The sequence below is a fragment of the Novosphingobium sp. CF614 genome (assembly GCF_900113255.1).
GTDB lineage: Bacteria > Pseudomonadota > Alphaproteobacteria > Sphingomonadales > Sphingomonadaceae > Novosphingobium.
On the sequence record NZ_FOOR01000002.1, the window covers coordinates 345,587 to 367,284 of the forward strand.

A 21,698-nucleotide genomic window follows, 5' to 3' on the forward strand; every position below is an offset into this window, starting at 1 on the left:
CCTTGGGGGACAACCGCTCTGCGTCAACGCGTGTTTAAGCGATTCGCCCCGTCGGCGTAAAGCTCTTTTTGCAGCGCAGCAGTCGAAAGCCTTCAGGCCATGCGTGCGATATACCCTTCGATGTCGTGCGGATCGAACACCATTCCATCAAAGAAAACATTATTTTCCAGCATGATAGAACCCTGCTGGGTGCCGACCACGGTGCGCGAGGCAAGGCTGCCTTCGACCTTCGAACTGGCACCGGGCAGAGGTTCCCCCGTGCCCAAGAGTGCACTGCGGTACACATCCGGGCGGAACACCCGGGCGGCCTTGCGGGCATCTTCGGCGTCATAGGGAATACCATCCCAACGCACCATCTGGGTATAGAGCCACTCCGCCTGGCTCACCCATGGAAAGTTCGCGGCCTCGCGGTACTGGAACATGAAATCGGGATAGTGGACGAGCGGCCCGTCGCGCGCGATCAGCAGCTGGTCCGAGATGGCCCGGCGGATCAGGTCGGCGGAGCCGTCAAGATACTCCGCCCGCGCGAGAATTTCGGCATTGAGCTCCCAGTTGGCGGGATCCACGAAATGGGCGCCGGCCCGGCACAGCGCCCGGATCAGCCGCAGTACCCCCTCGCGCTTTTCTTCCAGCACGCTTTCGCGCAGGGCCAGGACCTTTTCCACCCCGCGCCGCCAGATCTGCGCGGTCGAGAGCACGATTTCGCCCGCGCCCTGTTCCACCGCCACGCTGTTCCAGGGCTCGCCGACGCAAATGCCGTCCACTTCGCCCTGCTTGAGGGCATCGGCGCAGAACGGCGGCGGCACCGTGGTGATCTCTACATCGTGATCGGGACGAATGCCGCAGGCCACCAGCCAATACCGCAGCATGTAGTTGTGGCTCGAATAGCGATGGACCACACCGAACGTCAGCGGCCGGCCCTCTCGCCGCCGCTCCTCGGCGATGATCTTGAGCGCCGCGCCGACCGCCGCCGGCATGCCCATCCCGCCTCCGGGCCGGACTTGCCGCGCCAGTTCGGGCCGCAGCGTGATCGCATTGCCGTTGAGCCCCAGCACGAAAGGCACCGACAGCGGCTGGGCCGGCCGGCCCCGGCCCAGCGTGGCGGCGATCGCCAGCGGAGCGACCAGGTGGGCGGCGTCGCTGTGGCCGTAGAGCAGGCGATCGAGCACCGTGGCCCAGCTCATGTCCTTCACCAGCCGCAGCGAGACACCCGCTTCCTCGGCGAAACCATGCTCGTGCGCCAGGATCGGCAGGCAGGCGTCGACCAGGGGCAGGAAGCCGATTGTCAGTTCGGTACTCACGTCGAAGATCCCCCAAGATGGCCCGAACCCATCAGGCATTCCCCATCAGGTTATGTGCCGTGACGATGGCTTCGGCGATGTCGGCGATACGCTTGCCCTGGTTCATCGCCGCCTTGCGCAGTTCCGCGTAGGCCTTGGGCTCGGGCAGGCCCCGACTGTCCATCAGGATACGCTTGGCCCGGTCGATCGTCTCGCGCTCGGCCAGCTTGCCCTTGGCCTCCGCCAGGTCCTGTTGCAGGCGCGAGAAGGCATTGAACCGGGTTACCGCCAGGTCGAGGATCGGCCGGATGCGTCCCGGCGAAAGCCCGTCCACCACATAGGACGAAACGCCTGCCTCCACCGAGGCGACGATCGATTCGTCGTCCGATTCGTCAACGAACATGGCGATCGGGCGCTGCAGCGCGCGGCTGACGATGAAATATTCCTCCAGCACGTCTCGCGACGGATTTCCCAGATCCATCAACACGATATCCGGATCAATCTCGCCGATGCGCGCCAGCAGCCCGCGGCGTTCTGTCACGACGAACAGCTCGCAGTCATCGATCATGGCAAGCCCCTCCCGGATGATGGAGGCGCGTGCGGCGCTTTCGTCGATGATGGCAATGCGCATGCCGCGGCTTGTGCAGTGCAGCACCCCCGGTTGGCAAGAGGGCGCGGCATCTGGACCCATTCCCAATCGAACGGACGAACCTGGCGCATCTGATCCGAAACGGGCGCAATTGCGATAAACACCGCCGGCGTTTCCAGGCTAGGCATTCCGCGATGCACAACGCCCCGCGTACCGAGATCGGTCGCGAGCAACGGCTACACATGGCTGGAGTTCAGAAATTTGCAGCGCACCACTCCGCCGCCTTCCCGATACGATGACGGCGGCTCGGCCGGGAAACCACCGGCGGCGAATGGCTGACCGCATTCCGGCGCAGCGGGGCGGGCCGGGGCCGGGTGGACTGGTAGTGGTGCTCGGAGGCGGTATCGCCGGGCTGGCGGCGGCGGACAGGCTGAGCCAGGCGGGCTGGCGGGTGCGAATCGTCGAGAAGGACCGGCGCTGCGGCGGCGTCCACCGCGCGCGCCAGATCGGGCCGTACACTTTCGGCGTGGGTTCGATCTTCTATGAAGAGAACGCCCGGCTCTTCGATCTGGCCCCGGGTCTCAGGAACTTGTGTCCGACAGTGATGCGGGTCCAGCGCCGCATCGCGCCCGACGGCGCGATCCTTCACTACCCGCTCGAACCGCGCGAGTTCCTGCGCCAGTCCCCGCTGCGCCTGGCGCGATCGGTGGTGGACCTGGCGTGGTCGCGCCTGTGGGTTCGCCGGGACGGGACGCTCGATGCCATCGCGCGCCAGCGGCTGGGCGGATCCTTCTTCGAAAGCACGGGCCTGGCATCCTACATTTCGCGCTTCCATCACGTGTCCCCGCGCGAGATCGACGAAGTGTTCTTCTTTCGCCGCATGGCCTACGTCGAACGCTTCACCCGGATCGGCGCGCTGGCACGGTCGGCCGCGCGCTCCCTGCTCTCGCGCGCGCCGGTCAACCAGCGGACGCGGCGGCCGCTTCGCGTGCGCCCGCGTGAGGGCTTCGAGCCCATTTTCGAACGGATCGAACGGCGCCTTGCCGCGTCCGGGGTCGAGTTCTCGCTGGGCGACGCGCTGCTGTCGCTGCGGCGCGAGGGCGGGCTGTTCCACTTGCGCACCGCATCCGGCTCCTGCTTCGCCGAAGCGGTGGTGAGCACGATCCCGCTGGACAGCCTGCACCAGGCTATGTTCGGCGTCGGCAGCGGCCTGGTCTCGCTCGACATGACGACGCTTTTCGTTTCCGCCGCGCATCTCGACCGGCGGCTCGGCAACGTGCTGTTCAACTTCCACCCGCGCGGCCAGTGGAAGCGGGCCACGATCTATTCGCGCATCTATCCCGATGCCGCCGGGCGGGATGGTGGTTTCGACCGCGAATTCCTCGCGGTCGAAACCACCATCCCGCCCGGCGGAAGCCACGATCCGCAGCGCATCTTCGAGGATTTCCGCAAGCATATGACAGTGCTGGGACTGGCCCGCGACCTCACGCTCGAAGGGCACGAACGCGTGGAGAACTGCTATCCGCTCTATACCCCCGGTTCGGGCGCGATTCTGGAACAGGCGTTGCACCGGATCTCGCGATCGGGGATCATCCTGGCCGGCCGCCAGGGCCGCTTCGAATACCTGCCGACCTCGAGCGGCGTGATCCTGCGCGTGATGCAGGAACTGGACGCGGCCGGCCTCTTCGCCGCCGCTCCGGAAATGGCGGCCTGAGGCGGCCATGAACAACATGCGCTTCACCGGCGGGGAAACAATCGAGGGCATGCGGCAGCCGATGTCCCCACCCCCCCATGTCCTTCGCGGCCCCGGCATCAAGCCCCGCCGCAGCGCAGCGCGGGTGCGCATCTTCAACGTCAAGTACAGCCCGAACCTGGGCGACGGCCTGCTTTCCGAATGCCTCGAGCAGGCCCTGATCGACGGCGGGGCCGATCCCGATACCTGGTCGGTCGACCTGGCCGGGCGCACTGCCTACGGCCCGGGATCGCCGGGCCGCTCGGCCCGGATGCGGCTGCTGGGCGCCGTTCCCGATCCCCTGCGCCGCCTCGCCATTCGCGCCCCGCTGGCGATCGCGGCGCGGCGGTACTGGCGGCCGCACTATCGCCGGTCGCTGGACGGGGCGGACTGCGTGGTCATCGGTGGGGGCAACCTGATCGCCGACCTGGACCTCAACTTCCCGACCAAGATCGCGCTCGCGGTCGAGGAAGCGGCGCGGCGCGGCCTGCCGGTCTTCATCTACGGCTGCGGCGTGTCCGGCGGCTGGAGCGCGCGCGGCCGGGCATTGCTGGAAGGGGCCTTGCGTCACAAGGCGATCCGGCGCGTCTTCGTGCGCGACGAACGCTCGCGGCGGATATGGAACGAGTTGGCAGGGACGGCGGCCGGCCTGGAAGCCACGCTGGTGCGCGATCCAGGGCTGATGGCCGCGGAACGTTACGGGCTGCGACCGGCGGCACGAACCGGCAAGCCGCCGGTCATCGGCCTTAACCTGACCAGCCACCTGGCACTGCGCTACCATTCCGAACGGCCCCCTTCGCCCGCCGCTCTCGACGCATGGTATCTCGACCTGGCACGGTCACTGATCGGGCAAGGTCACACGGTCGCGGTGTTCGCCAACGGCAGCCCGGAAGATCGCGCCTGCGCGCAGAGGCTGCGGCCGGCGTTCGAGGCGCTCGGCGGTGCGGCGATCCATTTCCCGGAAGCGCACACGCCGCAGGAACTGACCCACCTGATCGCCGGCTTCACCGCGATCGCCGCCTTTCGCATGCACGCCATCATCGCCGCCTACGCCTGCGCGGTGCCGTTCCTGGCGCTCGCCTGGGACCCGAAGCTGGAGGCCTTCCTGCAGTCGGTCAGCCGCGAGGGATGGCTGTGCCGGCCAGCCGATACGCTCGCGACGGTCGCCGCCGGGCAGCTGCTCGAGGCCATGCACGGCGGCATTCCCGATGCCGAGCGCAAGCTCGTGGTCGCCCAGGCACGGCGGGGCGTGGCGATGCTGCAAGAAGAAATCGCGCGGGCGCTGGCCCGGTGATGCGGATCGTTGCGTCATGCCAAGTTGCTCACAAGCCTCCCTTCGTCGTTGCCGCACCACCCGCAGCGGCTGGCAACGACGAAAGAAGAAAATGATTCCCGGTTCACGAGTCTTGGTATCACGCATCGCCTGCTCCCTGGCCGCGATCACCGCGACCATGCCCGCCGACGCGCCGGTCCAGCAACGGCAGGCTTCGTCCACCGCCGCCCCCATGCGGCTGGGCGCCGCATCGAACTTCTCGCAAGGCTGGAGCGAGCGGACCTGGCGCGCCGCGCTCGACTTGCCACTGCGCCGCCTGCGTGACGGCATCCGCTGGGCCGATGTCGAACGCACGCCCGGCCAGTACCAGTTCGACAAGCCGACCACCACCTGGCCCGACCGGTTCCCGGACGGCGGTGCCGGCATCACCCTGACGCTGAACTGGGGCAACCCATTGTACGATGACGGCGAGACGCCGCATTCACCCCAGGCGCTGGCCGCTTTCGGCCGTTTCGCCGCGGCGGTCACCCGCCGCTTTCCCCATATCGACACGCTGGAAATCGGCAACGAGATCAACGGGAGCAACTTCGTTTCCGGGCCCGTCAAGGACGCCGGCCTGGCCGAGCGGGGGCGATACCACCTGGCCATGGTGCGCGCCGCCGCCGCGGCGGTTCGCAAAGTCCGGCCGGACGTGCGCGTGATCGGCGGCTCCACCCATTCGCTGCCCGCCGGCTTCCTGTGGCCGCTGCTGGACATGCCAGGCGCGGGTGCCATCGAAGGGCTGGCCGTGCATCCCTATACGACGCCGATCGACCAGTTGCCCGCCCAGATCGGCCTGCTGCGCCGGCACGGACCGGCGGCCGCGCTTCCGCTGCACGTCACCGAGTTCGGCAGCGAGGACACCCGGCGGGCGGCCGACGACCTGATGCGCGGCTATGCCACGCTCGCGGCGCTGGGTGCCGCCGAGATGGACTGGTATCCCTTCAACGAGCGCGGCGACGGTCTGGTCCCGCTGGTGGGCCGCGACGGCATGCTGACCGATGCCGGCAAGGCCTTCCGCTTCATCCAGTCGCGGCTGGCCGGGCTTGCCGCGCGCGACACCAGCCCCGACCGATTTACTTCCGTCCGCGCGTTCGGCCTCGATACCCAGGTGCTCTGGGGGGCGCCGCGCGCCGTCACCATCGATGCCGCGAAGGTCACCGCCTTCGATGCGGCGGGCGCGCGCCTCGACCCGCGCGGGCTCTCCCTGCGGGAGGACCGGGCGCTGGTCCTGATCGGCCGGGAACCGCTGGCGGCGGGCCAGTCGATACGCCTGGGATGCAATCCGCTGATCGCCGACAGCTTCCACCAGTTCGGCTATCCTCAGCCCGGGCCTCTGCCCGGGCCCCTGCCCGGCGGATCGCAAGCTCCCGGGGACGGGTTCGCGCGCTTCGTCCGTGTCGCCGGCCGCGAGATGCCGTTCGAAGTCATGCCCGGGCAACAGCGCGCCGGCGTACCCTGGACGCCCTATCTCGGGCGAGCGGGCATGGCCAACCTGCGCCTGATGGCGGATACCATGCTTCCGGCCATAGGCGGGAAGGACGGCGCGATAATCCACCGCTACCTGGCCGGGCGCGATGCCCGCGTGCGGCTGGTGGCCGAGTTTACCGTCTCGCAGGACAGCGCGGACGGAATCACCGTCGCGCTTGCGCGAGACGAGCGTGAAATCCTGGCGCGGGCGGGAAGCGCGCCGGTCAGGATCGACCTTCACCTGACGCTGCGCAAAGGCCAGACCCTCACCCTGTCAGTCGGCCCCGGTGCCAATGCGCGCGGCGACACCACGCGCTATCGCATCCAGGTCTTCGACGAAGGCCGATGTCCGAAAGACGCATCCCCGGAATCCTGATTCCCGATTCGCCCTGACAGAACGATTCCGCGGGACGATTCGCCTCCACGGCACCGACGGAAGGCGATCGGGGCCCCCCAATCCGTCCATGAAAGCGAAAAATTCCTGCCCGAATGAGGGAAGCCGGCGGTTTCCATCGCCAGCTTCCTGCCGGGTTCGCATCCGTAAACCTGCCTGGTTCCAGCGCCCAACCGAGCGCCCGCGCACGCGATCACAGCGCGAGGCGATCCGAAGCTTCCGCCCATGGTTAATATTTTCGGACCGGCCCGGATGGCGAGCGCAGCGATAGCGCAGCGATAGCGCAGCGATAGCGCCGCGATGCGGTCCGCACCGGTTTAATCGAAGTATTACGTGTATGCATTTTTCCATATTAAAAATGAAAAGTCATGAAACTAATACTGGTACTTCGTAGTTAATTTCGATTTACCGCACCCATATAGGCCCCGTTCAGCACCATCCCATACCCGTCATAGCGTCGCCGATTTCGGTAATGTAATGCCGAAATTCAATGCAGATCGCTACAGCCACGGGATCGCCTCATGACTGACACAAACAAAATCCAGCCTACGGGCAATACGACTTCACCCAATGCTTATTTCTTCAATGATACTTACGAAAAAAAGGAATGGTATCTTGATGGGTCCGCGCTTTCGCCCCTCAGCATCAATATTTATTCGGTGTGGAAGGATTACAACGGCGCGGGCGTCAAGATTGGGGTCATCGATTCGCAGATCGACTTTCGCCACAAGGATCTGAGCAAGGCCTACGACACGTCGCTGGACTACAATTTCGCGCTGGCCACGGGCCAAGTCTCGATCACCGACGGCAACCTGCCTTATTATCACGGCACCGCCGTCGCCGGCGTGATTTCCGCCCAGGCCAACAACGGGCTCGGCACGGTCGGCATCGCGTCCGGCGCGACACTGGTCGGCATGGGGATCGATTACAACTCCAGCGGGTGCGTCGACCAGATCGTTTCCGCGCTGAGCGCCTCGACGAAGGTCGATGTCGTCAACAACAGCTGGAGCTTCGTTTCCAACTTCGAGGACGACTTCAACAAGCATCCGGAATACGCCGAGGCGCTCAAGCATGCCGTCACCAGCGGGCGCGACGGCCTGGGCACTTCGGTGGTGTTCGCCGCCGGCAACGCGGGAACCAGCGGCACCTCCAACTACCACAACTTCCAGAACTCCCCCTACGCCATCGCCGTGGGCGCGGTGAATGCAGACGGCACCCCGGCCTGGTTCACCAGCCTGGGGGCCAACGTGCTGGTTTCGGCGGCGGGTTCGGGCGTCTATACCACGACCTTGAAGGACCGCTTCGCCGACTACAGCGGCACTTCGTTCGCCGCCCCGGCGGTGACGGGGGCGGTCGGCCTGATGCTGCAGGCCAATCCCGATCTGGGCTACCGCGACGTACAGCAGATCCTGGCCTATTCGGCGCAGCGCGAGGGGCTGTCGAACACCGCCAATTTCGGCGACGGCTGGCGTACCAACGGCGCAGCCAACTTCAACGGCGGCGGCCTGCATTTCAGCGACGCCTTCGGATACGGCTTCCTCAACGTTCACGACGCCGTCCGCCTGGCGGAAACCTGGACCCGGCAGCAGACTTTCGCCAATCTCGCTACAGTGAGCAAGTCGGTGCAAATCGACAAGGAACTGGTCGCCGGCTCGAACGATCACATTTCCGCGCAGATCAAGGTCGACCAGGCCATCGGCATCGAGCACGTCCAGCTCGCGCTGGACCTGCGCTGGGTCGATACCGGCAACCTCGACGTCTACCTCACTTCTCCGGACGGCACGACCGTGCGGCTCGTCTACGACTTGCCCGGTGAGGATCGCGCCGGGAGCCTGCGCAACTTCACCTTCGATTCGGTGGCATCGATGGGCGAGCAATCGGCCGGGACCTGGACGATCGACGTCTACAACCGCGATCCCGCCGCGACCGCCAAGGACGGAACCCCGCTTACCGGCCTGTTCGAGGATGCGACGCTGACGATCACCGGCAGCGCCGACAATCCGGCCAACGACACCTACATCTACACCGATGAATTCGGCACGCTCTACCACGGCGCCGATCTCGCAAGCCGCAGCGTGCTCAACGACAGCGACGGCGGCAACGACACCGTCAACGCCGCGGCGCTTACATCGAACGCGATCATCGACCTTTCCGGTTCATCGAAGACGGTGATCGCGGGCGTAACCCTCTCGCTTGCACCGAACACCATCGAGAACGCCTTTGGCGGCGACGGCAACGATACCCTGATCGGCAGCAAGGCGGCCAACCTGCTGAGCGCCGGACGCGGCAACGACGTGGTCTACTTCAGTTCCGGCAACGACACGCTGGACGGCGGCCAGGGCCAGGACCGCCTGGTGGTGAACGCCAGCTTCGGCAGCGTCACCGGCCATGTCACCGCCGGCGGCGACGTGACGATCTCGCTCCACGCCGGCGAAGTCTCGACGGTTTCGAACGTGGAGAGCTTCGTATTCTCCGACGCCACCTACTCCTACGATCAGCTGCTCAAGATCTTCACGCTCACCGGTGATACGGCGAGCAGCCGGGCCGGAACCACGTCCGATCCGGACGTGCCGGCCGGCGGAGGATCCTCGCAAGGCGATTCCGGTCAGCAGGGCTCCGCGATCGATATCCCCGGCAACTTCGACGAGACCACGCGCGCCTACGCCAAGACCTTCACCGGGACCGGCAGCGGCGAGAAGATCAATGGCAGCGACGCGGCCGACCTGATCGACGGCAAGGACGGTGCCGACAACCTGCTAGGCAATACCGGCGACGATGCCCTTTACGGGCGCGATGGCGATGATCGCCTGTCCGGCGGGGCCGGCCACGACTACCTGAACAGCGGGACCGGCGCCGACAAGCTCTATGGCGACGCCGGCGACGACAAGCTGCTCGGCTCCGTCGGCGACGACCTGGTGAAGGGCGGCGAAGGCAGCGACTGGATCGAAGGCGGCAGCGGCGCCGACCGGCTCTACGGCGATGCCGGCGCCGACACCTTTGTGTTCAACCTGTCCGATATCGACGCGCTCGACATCGTCTACGATTTCAACGCCGGCGAGGGTGACCGGATCCTGGTCACCGGCCTGGGCGCCAATCCCGGCGCCACGTTCGATTTCGTCAGCCGCGGCAGCAGCGTCTACCTGGAAATGCACGTCGGCGGCGAGAGCTACGACATCGCACGGATCAAGGGCGACGACATCGACCATCTGGGCACGAGCATGAGCACGAACGATCTGGGCATTCTCTGGGCATAAGCCCCGCGAGAGAGCCCGGTCGGGGCGAGGCGGCGGACTCCGGGGGGACCCCGCCGACACGGACCGATGCTGACGGGGGAACCACATCGGACCAGCGCCAGGGGCCTCGGGAAACCGGGGCCCCTTCCTGTTGCGGCCCGCTTCGCCGATCGGAGTTGGCGCCGGACATTCTCCCCACGGCGGCAGCGCCCCGGTCGAACGGGATGTCGCCCCGCCTTTGAAACGCCAAACGAATCCGTTTTGAACCGTCAGCACGGGGTGTTTCGAATAGTAATATCCTATAATCGCAATATACAATCGATTAAATAGGTTATAGCAATGTAAATAGAAATACCTGATTAATATCCATTTCGGACTTAGTCCGTCAGTTCGTAATCGAGATCAATTTAGAATATGTTGCCAACTGTTAATAATACCGATTATTACTCCGTTCATCTCGAACGGGGCTCGATTCGCCGATAACAGGTAACGAGGGTAGCCGGCACCACGTGATCGAGAGGCACTACCGAAACAGTGCGAACTGACACGCAGATTCACGCAGGGCAGCAGACTGAAAGGAAACTCTTATGCCAGTAATTAACGGAGACTCCGCCGGAAATAAGATCTCCGGCACCGCCGGCTCCGACGTCATCGATTCCGGCGGCGGGCTTGACGCCGTGCATGCCGCGGGGGGTGACGATACGGTTATTGGCGGCGCCAATCGAGATCGCCTCTACGGTGATGACGGCAACGACCTCCTGAACGGCGAAGGATCCAACGACAAGCTTTACGGCGGCACCGGCGACGATACCCTGCTCGGCGGCGGCCAGGACGACCGCCTCTACGGCGGCGACGGCAGCGACGTCATCAACGGCGGCGATGACGACGACGTTCTCTATGGCGACAATGCCGACGACGCCAACGACAGCGAGGGCTATGCCGATACCTTCCTGTTCGATTCCGCGGACGGCACCGACAAGGTGTTCGACTTCGAACATGGGATCGACCAGGTCCACCTGACCAGCGGCGGCACGTACTCGCTCGCTTATACCGGCTCAGGCAATACGGTCCTCACTTACGGTTCGACCACCGTCACGTTCTATGACGAGCTTCTCGACGCATCCGACATCGTCGTGCTCTGACAGTCCGAACCGGCGATACCGGGGCGGACCATGAATGGGGAGCGGCCGCTACCGCTCCCCATTTTCGCGCCAACAACGCGATGCCGCTCGATCATTGCACCCGGTTTGGCGGCAATAGCCCCCTTGAACGGGGCTCCCGTCAAAGGCCCCGCGTTCGAGCGGGAGCCTTGGCGCCAGGGATCGCCGGGACTTCGCCGCGGTTTCCGCCCCATCGAACCGGCGATCATCGGGCTGGGAAAATAGGCTCATATCGGAGCCTACTCATTTTCCAGGCCACGAACGCTGTCGGTACAGTCCGGACAAGCCGCGAATCGCGCAATTCTGGAGGCAGGTTTGAACAGGGTATCCGGTCAGGCACATCCCGCTCTCGAAGCGACGGGCGCCACATGCGGCAAGCCGACGCCCAATCTCTTCATCATCGGCGCATCGAAATCGGGATCGAGCGCGCTCCATGCCTACCTGAATGCCCATCCCCAGATCCGCATGAGCACGGAGAAGGAGCCCTGCTTCTTCGTCGACCAAGGCGAGTTGGAAAGCGCCTGGCCGATCATGGCGCGCCAGCCCTGTTCGCACGACTGGGACGCCTATCTCGATCTCTGGAGAGGCGGCGAACAGGCGCGATATCGCGGCGAAGGCAGCGTCTACTATTCGCAGGCCCCCCACCGCGCCCAGGTCCCCGCCCGGATCGCCGCCGCCAGCCCGGATGCCCGTTTCATCTATACCGTGCGCGAACCGGTGACGCGGGCGATCGGCCATTACTGGCAGCGCTTCAAGGAATTCCAGGAACCGCTGGGCATCGAGGCCGCGATGCGCGATAATCCGCTCTATCGCGATACCTCGGACTACGCGCTGCAATTGCAGGCCTACCGCGAACATTTCGACGCGTCCCGGATCCACGTGATCGTCGCCGAGGACTTGCGCGCGCATCGCCGCGAAGTCCTGGCGAAGTGCCTGGACTGGCTTGGGCTGGAGCCGTTCGAATACACGGAAACGCAGCTTGCCGATCGGCATCGCTCGCCGCCCACCAGCCGTCGCCAGCGGTTTCCCTTCGTCAGCCGGATCAGGAATTCCGGACTCTGGTCGGTCGCCCGCGAGCGCCTGCCCGCCGGCATCGTCAACCACTTGCGCGCGGTTTCGACGGTCTCGTTCGACAAGCAGCAGGTGGATGAGCGCGGCGCGCGCGCCTACCTGGCGCAATACCTCACACCTCGCCGCGCCGCGTTCGAGGACATGATCGGGCGGCGCATCCCCGCCTGGGATCCGGCCTGAACCGATGAGCCGGCATCGCCCGCCGGGGCACCGCATGCGCCGCGCCCGGCCATGAACGCGGTGCCCATCATACTGTTCTGGACGCTCGCGATCTGGGGCCTGCTGAGCCGGGGCCCCGTCCTGATCTACCTGTTCTTCGCGAGCATGCCGGTGGGCGCCTTCGCGGCCGTTCCCACCACCCTTACCGGAGGGCTGACATTCACGGCGACGCCGATCGTGGCGCTGCTGCTGATCCTGCGGACATTCCTGCGCCGCGACGGTCCGGCCACATTCCTGACGCTCGCCGTGCTGCCGCGAAGGCTGATGCTGCTGACGCTGTTCTGGCTGGTCGCCGGGATCGCGACGGCGTTCATGCCGCGCCTGTTCGCGGGCACGGCCATGGTGGTGCCGGTCCGCGGCATGATCGGCGCCGCCGTTCCCCTCCAGCCGACGCCGCAAAACGTCTCCCAGTTCGCCTACCTCACGATCGCGGTGTTCTCGGTCTTCGCCTTCGCCCGCCTTCTCCGGTCTCCCGCGATGCGCCAGCATGCGTTCAGGGCCTTGTGCCTGGGCAGCCTGGTTGCCGTCATCACCGGGCTGCTGGACTATGCCAGCCAGTTCCTGCCGCTGGCACCGCTGCTCGAACCGTTTCGTACCGCCAGCTACGCGCTGCTCACCGATATCGAAGTGCTGGGTTCGAAGCGTATCGTCGGGCTGATGCCGGAAGCCTCGGCCTATGGCGGGCAGTGCCTGGCATTCCTGAGCGCGCTCTACTTCTATCGCCGCGCCATTGCCGACGATCGCCTGCGAGAATTCTACGCCCCGATCCTGCTCGGCCTGCTGGCCATCTGCGCCTGGCTGTCGACCTCTTCCGGAACCTATGTCGGCCTCGGCTTGCTGGTGGTGGTCGCGGCGCTGGAGTGGTTCCTGCGGATCAATGCCAACGAACGCAGCGGATCCATCCATCGCCGTGGGCTGGCGGGCGAAACGTCGATCGCCGTTTCCACCGTGATCGCGCTCGCCCTGCTGACCATCCTGCACCCACAGATCCTCGATCCGATCCATTCGCTCGTCCAGCGCATGGTGCTGGAAAAGGAAAGCTCGAGTTCGTTCGAAGAGCGGGGAATGTGGCGTTCCGTGGCCATCGCCAGCCTGGCCCAGACCCACGGCTTCGGCGTGGGCCTGGGCGGCACGCGGGCATCGAGCAGCGTGGTCGCGGTCTTCAGCAGCACCGGCATCGTCGGCGGCGCGCTGTTTTACGCTTTCGTGCTGCAAAGCCTTCTACGACGGGGCGCTTCGATCGAAAGCCAATCCATCGTTTCGGCCTTCCGCTTTTCGTTCATCCCGACTTTCATGGTGTCGCTGATGGTTGGTGATGCCGACTTCGGCGGGATCATCGCCTTCGGCTTCGGCATGTCGGCCGCGCTGGCCATCGCCGGGGCGGGCCAGGCCGCTTCATCCCATCGTCCCGGACCCACTCCGGGATCGTTCGCGGTCATTCGGCAGAACAACCTTCCCGCAAGGTCGCGTGTAAACACAGCCGGCGGTCCGGGATGAGCGACGGGATGACAGGGACGCTTTTCGACAAGCTCCGGGTTTCAGCCTTCCGGTTCACCGATCAATCGCCCGTCAGTTCCTTCTCGAACTCCTGCCGGCGCAGTTCGATCAACCACAACACCGCGAACAGCATCAGCCAGACCGGCCAGAGCAAGGCATCGCGCGCGTCTCTTCGGAATCGGCCGGGAACCGGCACCGGCCCCTGGATGCGGAAGAAGCACAGGGCGGCAAGCGCCCACCCCGCCAGATAGATGCCGATCGCGACCAGAAATCCCTCGATCATCGCGCCCGCCTACATTTCCAGGATCCGGCGCGGGTCCACCCGGCCGCGCAGACAGTCGATCACGGCCAGCACATTGCCCAGCAGCCGCCCGCGCCGATCGATCAGCGGTTCGGGCTTCACGCTCCGCACCGCGTTGGCGAGCAGGTTCTTCGCCATCAGCCGGTTCCCGAAACCGCGGCGCATCGTGCCCTTGCGCTTCAAGTAGACCACGTTGGCGACTTGCGAGTATCCCAACCGCTTTCCGGAGGTCCGCCCGCCGCTGACGCCCAGGTGGACGCCGGTCACGCCCGACGATGAAATCTGCCGCCCCTTGCGCCCCAGCCGATTGGTGAAATCGACATCTTCCTGCCAGCCGTAGAGCGGCAGGTTCTCATCAAAGCGCAGCCCCTGGGCGGCGGCGACGCGAATGGCCATGTTGCAACCGTAGAGTTCCCGGCGCTGGACCACGGCGGGGGGAAACCGCGCCGGCCGGCCCGCGATGATCGCCTGGGCCTCCTCGATCGAATAGCCGCCGCGCAGCACGCCGTCGGCCAGAAGTTCGCCGGTGATCCCCACCACGCGCGGATCGGCCTCGAAATGCGCCTCGACGTTCGCGATGTAGTCGGGCGAAGGGATGAAATCGTCGTCGAAATAGATCACGATGTCCGCCCGGCCCTCAAGCACGGCCAGGGCCCGGTTGCGCTGGCGGCAGAGGCCTTTTTCGCAGAACAGCACTTCCGGCGAACCGCGCGTCCGTTCCACGCCGGAAACGTCCCCCGGCGTGACGCTCACCACAACGATGCCATCCGCCGGCCGAGTCTGATCGGCGAGCAGATCCGCCGTGCGGCGCACCAGCTCGGCGCGGCCCACGGTCGCGATCACGACGAAGATCCTTGGCAATTCAGCGCCTCCTGATGCGATCGGCCGGGCTCATGCTTCGCTCAGCGCCGGAGCGGGCCGTTTGAACTGCTTGAGAAAATTCGACAGGCGCCGCTGCAGGCCCCGCTCGATGAAAAGCGCGAAGATGCCGGCAAGCACGGTGCACAACACCGCGGTCAGAATGACGCCGGCCGCCGGCGGGATATTGCCGCGATAGGCCAGGCCCAGCAGGAAGCCGCCGATGATCTGGTTTATCAGGTAGAGCGGATAAGTGAGCAGGCCGGCGATCGTCGCGAACCGGACGAACCGGGGCCCCGATCCGACCCGGCCGAGCACGCAGGCGCTCATGACCAGCGTGACCCCGCCCCACACCGCCGACGCCGCCACGGGGTCCTGACCGAACTCTGAAACGCCCACGTTGGACAAGGCCGCATAGTAGGTCGCAACCAGCGAAACCAGATAGTTCGCCGCGAACACCACGAGGTTCGCGGCCACGCTGCGGCGCATGAACAGGCCGTAGAGCGAGGCTCCGACGACGAAGTAGCAATTCGTGGAGATCAGCGTGACCCGCAGCTTGTAGGATGAAGCCGCGCCGGCCAGCCGGTGTCCCGCTTCCCCCAGCGCCCCCGCCTCTCCCGCGAGGACCGCGCCCCAGAACGCCAGGTTGAAAACCGTCATCACCAGGGTGATCGATGTCATGCGGCCGATCATTCCCGTCCTTATGAACACGAAGATCGCCGCATAGAACATCGCTTCCGCCACCAGCGTCCAGACCGCGCCGTCCACCCAGGGCCCAATCGGGAACAGGATCATCGAACGCAGCATCCGCACCGCAAGCTCCGCCGGTCCAAGCACGCCGCAGGCCAGCAGGACCAACGCCGACAGGACAGAAAAGACCCATAAGGCAGGTGCGATCCGCGTCACGCGCCCGATCAGGAAATCGGCGGCGGATTTGTCCTGCGCCGACATCAGGATCACGAACCCGGAGATCACGAAGAATATCTGGACGCCGACCCAGCCGAGGCTGGCCCAGGCGGTGGCGTCCGCGAACACCACCGGGTTGCCGACCACGGCCCTGATGCCACGCGAACCTTCCGCTTCGGCCCAGGACAGGAAAACGAGATGGTAGAACATCACCGCCTGCGCGGCCAGCAGGCGCATCACGTCGAGCGAGGAGACCTCGCGCGTTCGTCCCGTGCTCATATATCCTCCCGATGGGTTGCGGCCGGCGCTCGCCCGGCGGCCCGCCCGCCCGCCCTGATGACACCGTGGTAATGGGCCAGGATTTCGTCGGCCCAGCTTTCCTCGCTGTTGCACAGGTCGCGGTAGCCCGCGTGCCCGGCCAGCGACATCGCCGCTACTTGTCCGTCGTCGGCATGGAGCCGCGCCATTGCCGATGCGAAGGCGGCGGCATCGGCGGTATCGATCGCCAGGCCGAAGCCGGCGCGCGCGATCTCGCCGGCCACCAGCGCGCGGTCGCTCACGATCGCGGGAACGCCCGAGCCGATCGCCTCCAGCGCGACCAGCCCGAACGGTTCGGACCAGCGGCTGGGCATCACCGCGACGCGAGCCCGCGAAAGCATGCGCGCCAGGCCGGAGCGATCCTGCCGCCCGACGAAGACGGCCGCGGGATTGAGCGCGCGGATGCGATCCACCTCGCTGCCTTCGCCGACGAACACGATCGGCAGGCCGGCGATCCGGGCGGCCCGCGCGGCAAGATCGGCGCCTTTCTCCACCGAGATGCGCCCGATGAAGAGCACGCCCCGGTTTCGCTCCGCGCACACGCGCTCGGCGCACGGCGGGGTCACGGGATTGCGCACGGGAAACAGCTTGGCCCGGGGCCATTGGCCGATCGCGAAATTATCCGCCTGGCCGGGATGGATCAGCAGCAGCCGGCTGGCCCCGGCGACACCGCCCTGCAAGCCCCGCCGCAACCCTTCGCGCCCCGAACGCCACAGCTTCTGCGCATAGGAGGACTTGTCGCACTGGCTGCGCAGGCACGCACCGGAAAGCGGCACTAGGGCGCAATCGCGCTCGGCGGCGTAGTTGAAGAAGCCGCCGTTCGGGCAGCAGTTGAAATAGTCGTGCCCGTGCAGGATCACGCGGCCCGCCACCGGGCGCAGCGCCGCGAATACGGCGGGCGTGAGGATCTTGGACCAGCCGTGGACGTGATAGACGGTGCCCGGCGTGTCGTTGCGCCGGATCCAGTCGCGCGCGCTGGCATGGACCGAACGGTTGTAGAGGCCCAGCGTCAGCGCCCCCAGCCTGGACCGGTCGAGCAGGGCCTTCCCGCCGAGCGCGACGAACTCGACATCCCGGCGGCGGAAATTGGCGCCGGAATCCCCCGCGAAGAACGTCACCGGGATATCGCGCGCGCGCAGTTGCCCGATCAGCACCTGGACGAGATGCGAGGCACCGCCCAGGGCCTCGCTGAAATCGTGGAACAGCACCACGCGTTCGGGCCCGCCGCGGGACATGAAGGGCTCGTGCCGCATCCCCGCGCTCCTCAGAAGTACCGCGGCTCGATCCTGACGGTATCGCCCGGGAGCACCGCGGCGCCGCTGGTCAGCTTGTAGGCGGCTTCGGAAGCCTCGCCGGCGTGGCGGACATAGACCACGTTCTCGTTCGCGCGGTAGGTGAAGCCGCCCGCCTTGGCGACCAGCGCCTGGACCGACATCTGCCGGGTATAAGCATATTCCCCCGGTTTCTCCACTTCGCCCAGGATGTAGATCGGCCGATAGCTCACCACGTCCAGGTTGATCTTGGCGTTGCGCACGTATTCGCGCCCCAGCGTCTCGGTCAGTTCGCCGCGGAGCTGGGCCAGCGTCTTGCCGGCGGCCTTGACGTCCCCGACCATCGGCAGGCCGACCATGCCTTCCTCGTTGACCACATATTCGCCGGAGAGGCCTTCTTCCCGGAACACCTCGAGCTTGAGCCTGTCACCGGCGGAAAGGCGATATTCGGCAACGTCGACGCTCGGCAAAGCGGTGCTCGCGGTGGACGCGCACCCCATCAGCATCGCGCAGCCGACGGCGGCCGGGATGACAGCTTGAACGATCGTGCGAAGCGGCATTGCGGGCCCTTTCATAAAAGCTAGAAAGTTCATATGTTTACGTATAACCACAGCGAAACGACCAAGTGGGCCCCAATGGGGGACCAGGGTGGGACGACAGGGGGACCAGGCACCGCACCCGGCATCACGCCACCAGCCGCGATGCGCGGCGGTAGTAATCGAGCGCCTCAAGGATCCCGGTCGCGAAGGCCTCCGGCGAAAACCGGGCGGCGTTCGCCACCGCGTCCTGCGGGTCGAACTGCGGAAGCCACGCCTCGAAACGGTCGATGGCATCGCACAGCGCGTCAACCGTCTGTTCGGGGAAGAACAGCCCGGTCCGGCCTTCGACGATCGAATCGACCGCACCCCCGTGGCCATAGGCGATGACCGGACGGCCACTGGCATTGGCCTCCACCGGGACGATGCCGAAATCTTCCTCCGGCGTGAAGACCAGCGCCTTGCACGTCGCATAGGCCGCCTTCAGCTCGGCGAAGCTCAGCCGCCGGCGCACCTCGACATTGGGCCCGGCGTGGGAGGAGACATATTTGAACATCTCGCCGTCGCCGACCATCAGCGCCGGCACGCCCAGGCGGTTGAATGCTTCCAGCGCGATGTCGGCGCGCTTGTAGGGAGTCATCTGGCTGACCCACAGGTAGCGGTCGGTGACCTGTTCCACCGGCTGGTAGGCATCCACCGTGACCGGAGGGTGCACCACCCGCGCCTCCCGCCCCCAGACCTTGCGGATGCGGCGGGCGATGAAGGTGCTGTTGGCGATGATGCCGTCCACCCGGCTGGCGGAGCTGACGTCCCATTGCCGCAGGCGGTGGAACATCGTGGGCATCATCATGCGGCTGAGCCCGCCCGCCGAAGCCTTGTAGTCCTGATAATGGTCCCACAAGTAGCGCATCGGTGAATGGCAGTAGCAGACATGCAGGGCGTCCGGGCTGGTGATGATCCCCTTGGCGGGGCCGGATTCGCTGCTGATGACCAGATCATAGCCCCGCAGGTCGAGCTCCTCGAGCGCCATCGGCATGAGCGGCAGGTATTTCTGGTAATGCCTGCGGGCGCCCGGCAGCCGGCCGACGAAAGTCTCGCGCACGTTGGCGGCGCGGATCTTTTCCGACACTTTGTCCGGATCGTAGACGTGGGTGAACACATCGGCGCCGGGAAACAGGTCCAGCAGCCGTTCCAGCACGCGCTCGCCGCCGCGCATGGCGATCAGCCAATAATGCACGATCGCGACCCGGGGCGCGAGGCGCGGTGCAACCCAGGGCGGCACGGAGAGGCCCGCGCCGGTCACGCGTAGTACCGCCGGTACTGTTCGTAGAAGCTGGCCGCGTCGGTGCCGCCGAAGCGCACCTGCTTCTTCATGTCGACCAGGTTGAGCACGATGCCCAGGTCCTTGATCGTGCGGATCGGCAATTGCCGCACCGCCGCGCTTATCACCCGGTCGATCGTCCTGCGCCAGCGGACCACCAGCACCACGTTGTCCGCCAGCGAGACGATCTCGCGCGATTCCGCGATCGGCAGGATCGGCGGGCAATCGAGGATGATGACGTCGAAGTCCTCCCTCAGGCGCGCGATGACGCGGTGCAGGCGGCCGCGCTCGGTCAGCCGCTCGCCCTTGGGGAATGGCCGGGTGATCGGGATCACGCGCATGGTCGAATGCGCTTCCTGGTACTGCGCGATCCGGCCGGTTTCCGAGTGCAGTGCCTCGTGGAGACCCGGCGCGCCATCGGCCAGGCCGAACTGCTTGCTCAACTGCGCGCGGATCACGTCGCAATCGATCACCGCCGCGCGCTCGCCCGCCATGGCGAGCGCGCGGCCCATGCAGGCCGCGATCGTCGACTTGCCCTCGCCGGGGATCGCCGAGGTGATGGCGATGACCTTGCACGGCCCCGAGGCCGCCTGGCGGATCGAGACGATGACGTTGCGCAGCGCCTCGGAGAAAGCGCCGTCGGGATATTCACGCACCGTATCGAGCGGCGAGCCGGCGTGCGGGTCCACGGTGCGATAGGCCGGCACGAAACCCAGGCCGCGAATGCCCAGGCGGCCCTCGACATCGTCGAGCGTGGTCAGGCCGCGATAGGAAAGCTCCGAGACGATCGCCAGCATCGCGCCGAGCAGGACGCCCACCACCAGCCCCAGGGCCAGGTTGAGCACCAGGTCGGGCGATTCGGGCAGGATCGGCACGTTGGCGGCGGAGATCAGGCGTGCGGTCGGCTGCTCCGATCCGCTGCCCGCCACCACTGCGCTATAGCGATCGAGGTACGACTGGTAGAGCGTCTGCGCCGCCTGCGCGCGCTTTTCGAGATCGGCCAGAGCCACCAGCGCGCTATTGTCCGTGCTGAGCTGCGAGCGCGTGCCGCTGCGGCTGGCGAGCAGCGAGGACAGCCGCTCCGCCGAAGCCTGCGCGCGCGATTCCAGTCCTTTCAGCGAACGGTTGACCTCGGCCGCGATCTGCCGGTCGATATCGACGATCTGCCGGCGCACCGTGACCAGGTCCGGGTTGCCATCGAAGTAGCGCTGCGACATGTCGCGTTCGCGGATGACCAGCTGCGCGCGCTGCGCCCGCAAGGCCGAAACCACTTGCGAGGCGGCGGCCTCTCCCACGCCGTCCGCCCCGCCCGAACGCAGCTGTCCCCGCGCGCTGGAAAGCGCCGCCGCGTCCTGCGCGGCTTCCGCGCGCGCGGCGGCGATCTGCTGGTTGTAGGTGGAGATCTCCTGCTCGGTCAGGCTGGTCGCGGCCGAACTGAGCAGCCCGGTGCGCACCCGGTAGGATTGCACCGCGGCGAAAGTCCGGTTGGCGGCCTGGCGCAGTTCGTCGACGCGGGTCTGCAACACCCGGGCGGCGGTGGCGTTGGTGCGGGCGCGTTCGCGGGCATCGTCGGTCGTGAACAGGCGCGCGTAAGTATTGGCGACGGAGGCGGCGCGGCGCGGGTCCGAATCGTCGAAGGCAATGCGCAAGTTGAACGATTCGCCGACCCGCGCGACATCGAGGCGGGTAATCAGATAAGTGACGGCCGCTTCGCGAAACGCCGGCGAGGCACTGTCGACACCCGCCGCCGCGCGCCCGCGCCGGATGCCGAGCGTGGCAAGGATATTGTCCAGCGCCGTTCGCGGCTCGGCCACGTCGGCGCGGAAACCCTCGTCCTCGAGCAGCCCGGTCCGGTCGAGCACCTGGCCCGCCATCTCGCGCGAGCGGATCAGTTGGATCTGCGTCTCCACCTCTTCCGATCGCGTCGGGCCCTCGTTGACCTGTTCGTCATCGTTCGGCACCACTTCGGTGGAGCGCGTAATCATCACCACATCTGCGCTGGAGCGATAGATCCGGGGCAGCGCGGTCGTCCAGACCAGCGCGAGCACCACGCAGATCGCCAGCGTCAGGAACAGAACCTCACGGCGCCGCCGCAGCATCGCCAGCAGCAGCCGCACCGTTATCTGCTCCTCGGAAGCCTCATGGAAGGCTGCGCCATCCGCGATGACTTGCGGAACGCCGCCTCGGGGCTCGTAGATAGCGGGAAGGTTCAAGCGCAAAACTCCCTCGG

Annotated in this window: 16 protein-coding genes; 7 read left to right on the top strand and 9 right to left on the bottom strand. The window is 66.3% G+C overall.

The window, feature by feature from the left end; all coding sequences use genetic code 11:
• Positions 1–92: 92 nt before the first annotated feature.
• Complete coding sequence (locus BM052_RS04450) at positions 93–1,301, bottom strand: CmpA/NrtA family ABC transporter substrate-binding protein (protein WP_091143678.1); 1,209 nt, start codon at positions 1,299–1,301, stop codon at positions 93–95.
• 31 nt (positions 1,302–1,332) lie between these two features.
• Positions 1,333–1,911 (bottom strand): ANTAR domain-containing response regulator, encoded by a 579-nt coding sequence (locus tag BM052_RS04455; protein WP_091143679.1) that lies wholly within the window; start codon positions 1,909–1,911, stop codon positions 1,333–1,335.
• Positions 1,912–2,200: 289 nt separating this feature from the next.
• Between BM052_RS04455 and BM052_RS04460 the strand changes: the two genes are divergently transcribed.
• The 7 genes from BM052_RS04460 to BM052_RS04490 all read left to right on the top strand — a co-directional run bounded on the left by BM052_RS04460 (position 2,201) and on the right by BM052_RS04490 (position 13,957).
• Entirely contained in the window at positions 2,201–3,583 is a 1,383-nt protein-coding gene (locus BM052_RS04460; RefSeq protein WP_091143682.1) for an FAD-dependent oxidoreductase, read from the top strand.
• Positions 3,584–3,590: 7 nt separating this feature from the next.
• Positions 3,591–4,895: a polysaccharide pyruvyl transferase family protein gene (locus BM052_RS04465; RefSeq protein WP_255405953.1), complete on the top strand. Its 1,305-nt coding sequence runs from the start codon at positions 3,591–3,593 to the stop codon at positions 4,893–4,895.
• A gap of 112 nt (positions 4,896–5,007) precedes the next feature.
• Positions 5,008–6,759, top strand: a complete 1,752-nt coding sequence (locus BM052_RS04470; protein WP_255405954.1) for a hypothetical protein — start codon at positions 5,008–5,010, stop codon at positions 6,757–6,759.
• A 539-nt stretch (positions 6,760–7,298) separates the two neighbouring features.
• A complete protein-coding gene (locus tag BM052_RS04475; protein ID WP_091143684.1) occupies positions 7,299–10,031 on the top strand; it encodes a S8 family serine peptidase in 2,733 nt (910 codons plus the stop codon).
• 566 nt (positions 10,032–10,597) lie between these two features.
• Positions 10,598–11,152, top strand: a complete 555-nt coding sequence (locus BM052_RS04480; RefSeq protein ID WP_091143686.1) for a calcium-binding protein — start codon at positions 10,598–10,600, stop codon at positions 11,150–11,152.
• 333 nt (positions 11,153–11,485) lie between these two features.
• Entirely contained in the window at positions 11,486–12,421 is a 936-nt protein-coding gene (locus BM052_RS04485; RefSeq protein WP_255405955.1) for a sulfotransferase family protein, read from the top strand.
• 51 nt (positions 12,422–12,472) lie between these two features.
• Positions 12,473–13,957, top strand: a complete 1,485-nt coding sequence (locus tag BM052_RS04490; RefSeq protein WP_177198317.1) for a hypothetical protein — start codon at positions 12,473–12,475, stop codon at positions 13,955–13,957.
• Between the two features lie 61 nt (positions 13,958–14,018).
• On the opposite strand, the gene BM052_RS04495 is transcribed toward BM052_RS04490, so the two are convergent.
• The 7 genes from BM052_RS04495 to BM052_RS04525 form a co-directional block, all read right to left on the bottom strand.
• Positions 14,019–14,240, bottom strand: coding sequence for a hypothetical protein (locus tag BM052_RS04495; protein ID WP_091143690.1), 222 nt, complete (start codon positions 14,238–14,240; stop codon positions 14,019–14,021).
• Between the two features lie 9 nt (positions 14,241–14,249).
• Positions 14,250–15,119 (bottom strand): glycosyltransferase family 2 protein, encoded by an 870-nt coding sequence (locus BM052_RS04500; protein WP_091143692.1) that lies wholly within the window; start codon positions 15,117–15,119, stop codon positions 14,250–14,252.
• Positions 15,120–15,149: 30 nt separating this feature from the next.
• Positions 15,150–16,301: an acyltransferase family protein gene (locus tag BM052_RS04505; RefSeq protein ID WP_091143695.1), complete on the bottom strand. Its 1,152-nt coding sequence runs from the start codon at positions 16,299–16,301 to the stop codon at positions 15,150–15,152.
• The gene (locus tag BM052_RS04510) at positions 16,298–17,593 is read right to left on the bottom strand and encodes a glycosyltransferase family 4 protein (RefSeq protein ID WP_255405957.1); all 1,296 of its coding nucleotides are present in this window, start codon (positions 17,591–17,593) and stop codon (positions 16,298–16,300) included. Before BM052_RS04510 ends, BM052_RS04505 begins: the two co-directional genes overlap by 4 nt.
• Before the next feature lie 11 nt (positions 17,594–17,604).
• Positions 17,605–18,171, bottom strand: coding sequence for a polysaccharide biosynthesis/export family protein (locus BM052_RS04515; RefSeq protein ID WP_255405958.1), 567 nt, complete (start codon positions 18,169–18,171; stop codon positions 17,605–17,607).
• Between the two features lie 124 nt (positions 18,172–18,295).
• Positions 18,296–19,363, bottom strand: a complete 1,068-nt coding sequence (locus BM052_RS04520) for a glycosyltransferase (protein ID WP_091143956.1) — start codon at positions 19,361–19,363, stop codon at positions 18,296–18,298.
• Positions 19,364–19,446: 83 nt separating this feature from the next.
• Positions 19,447–21,681 (bottom strand): GumC family protein, encoded by a 2,235-nt coding sequence (locus BM052_RS04525; protein ID WP_091143697.1) that lies wholly within the window; start codon positions 21,679–21,681, stop codon positions 19,447–19,449.
• Positions 21,682–21,698: the final 17 nt, after the last annotated feature.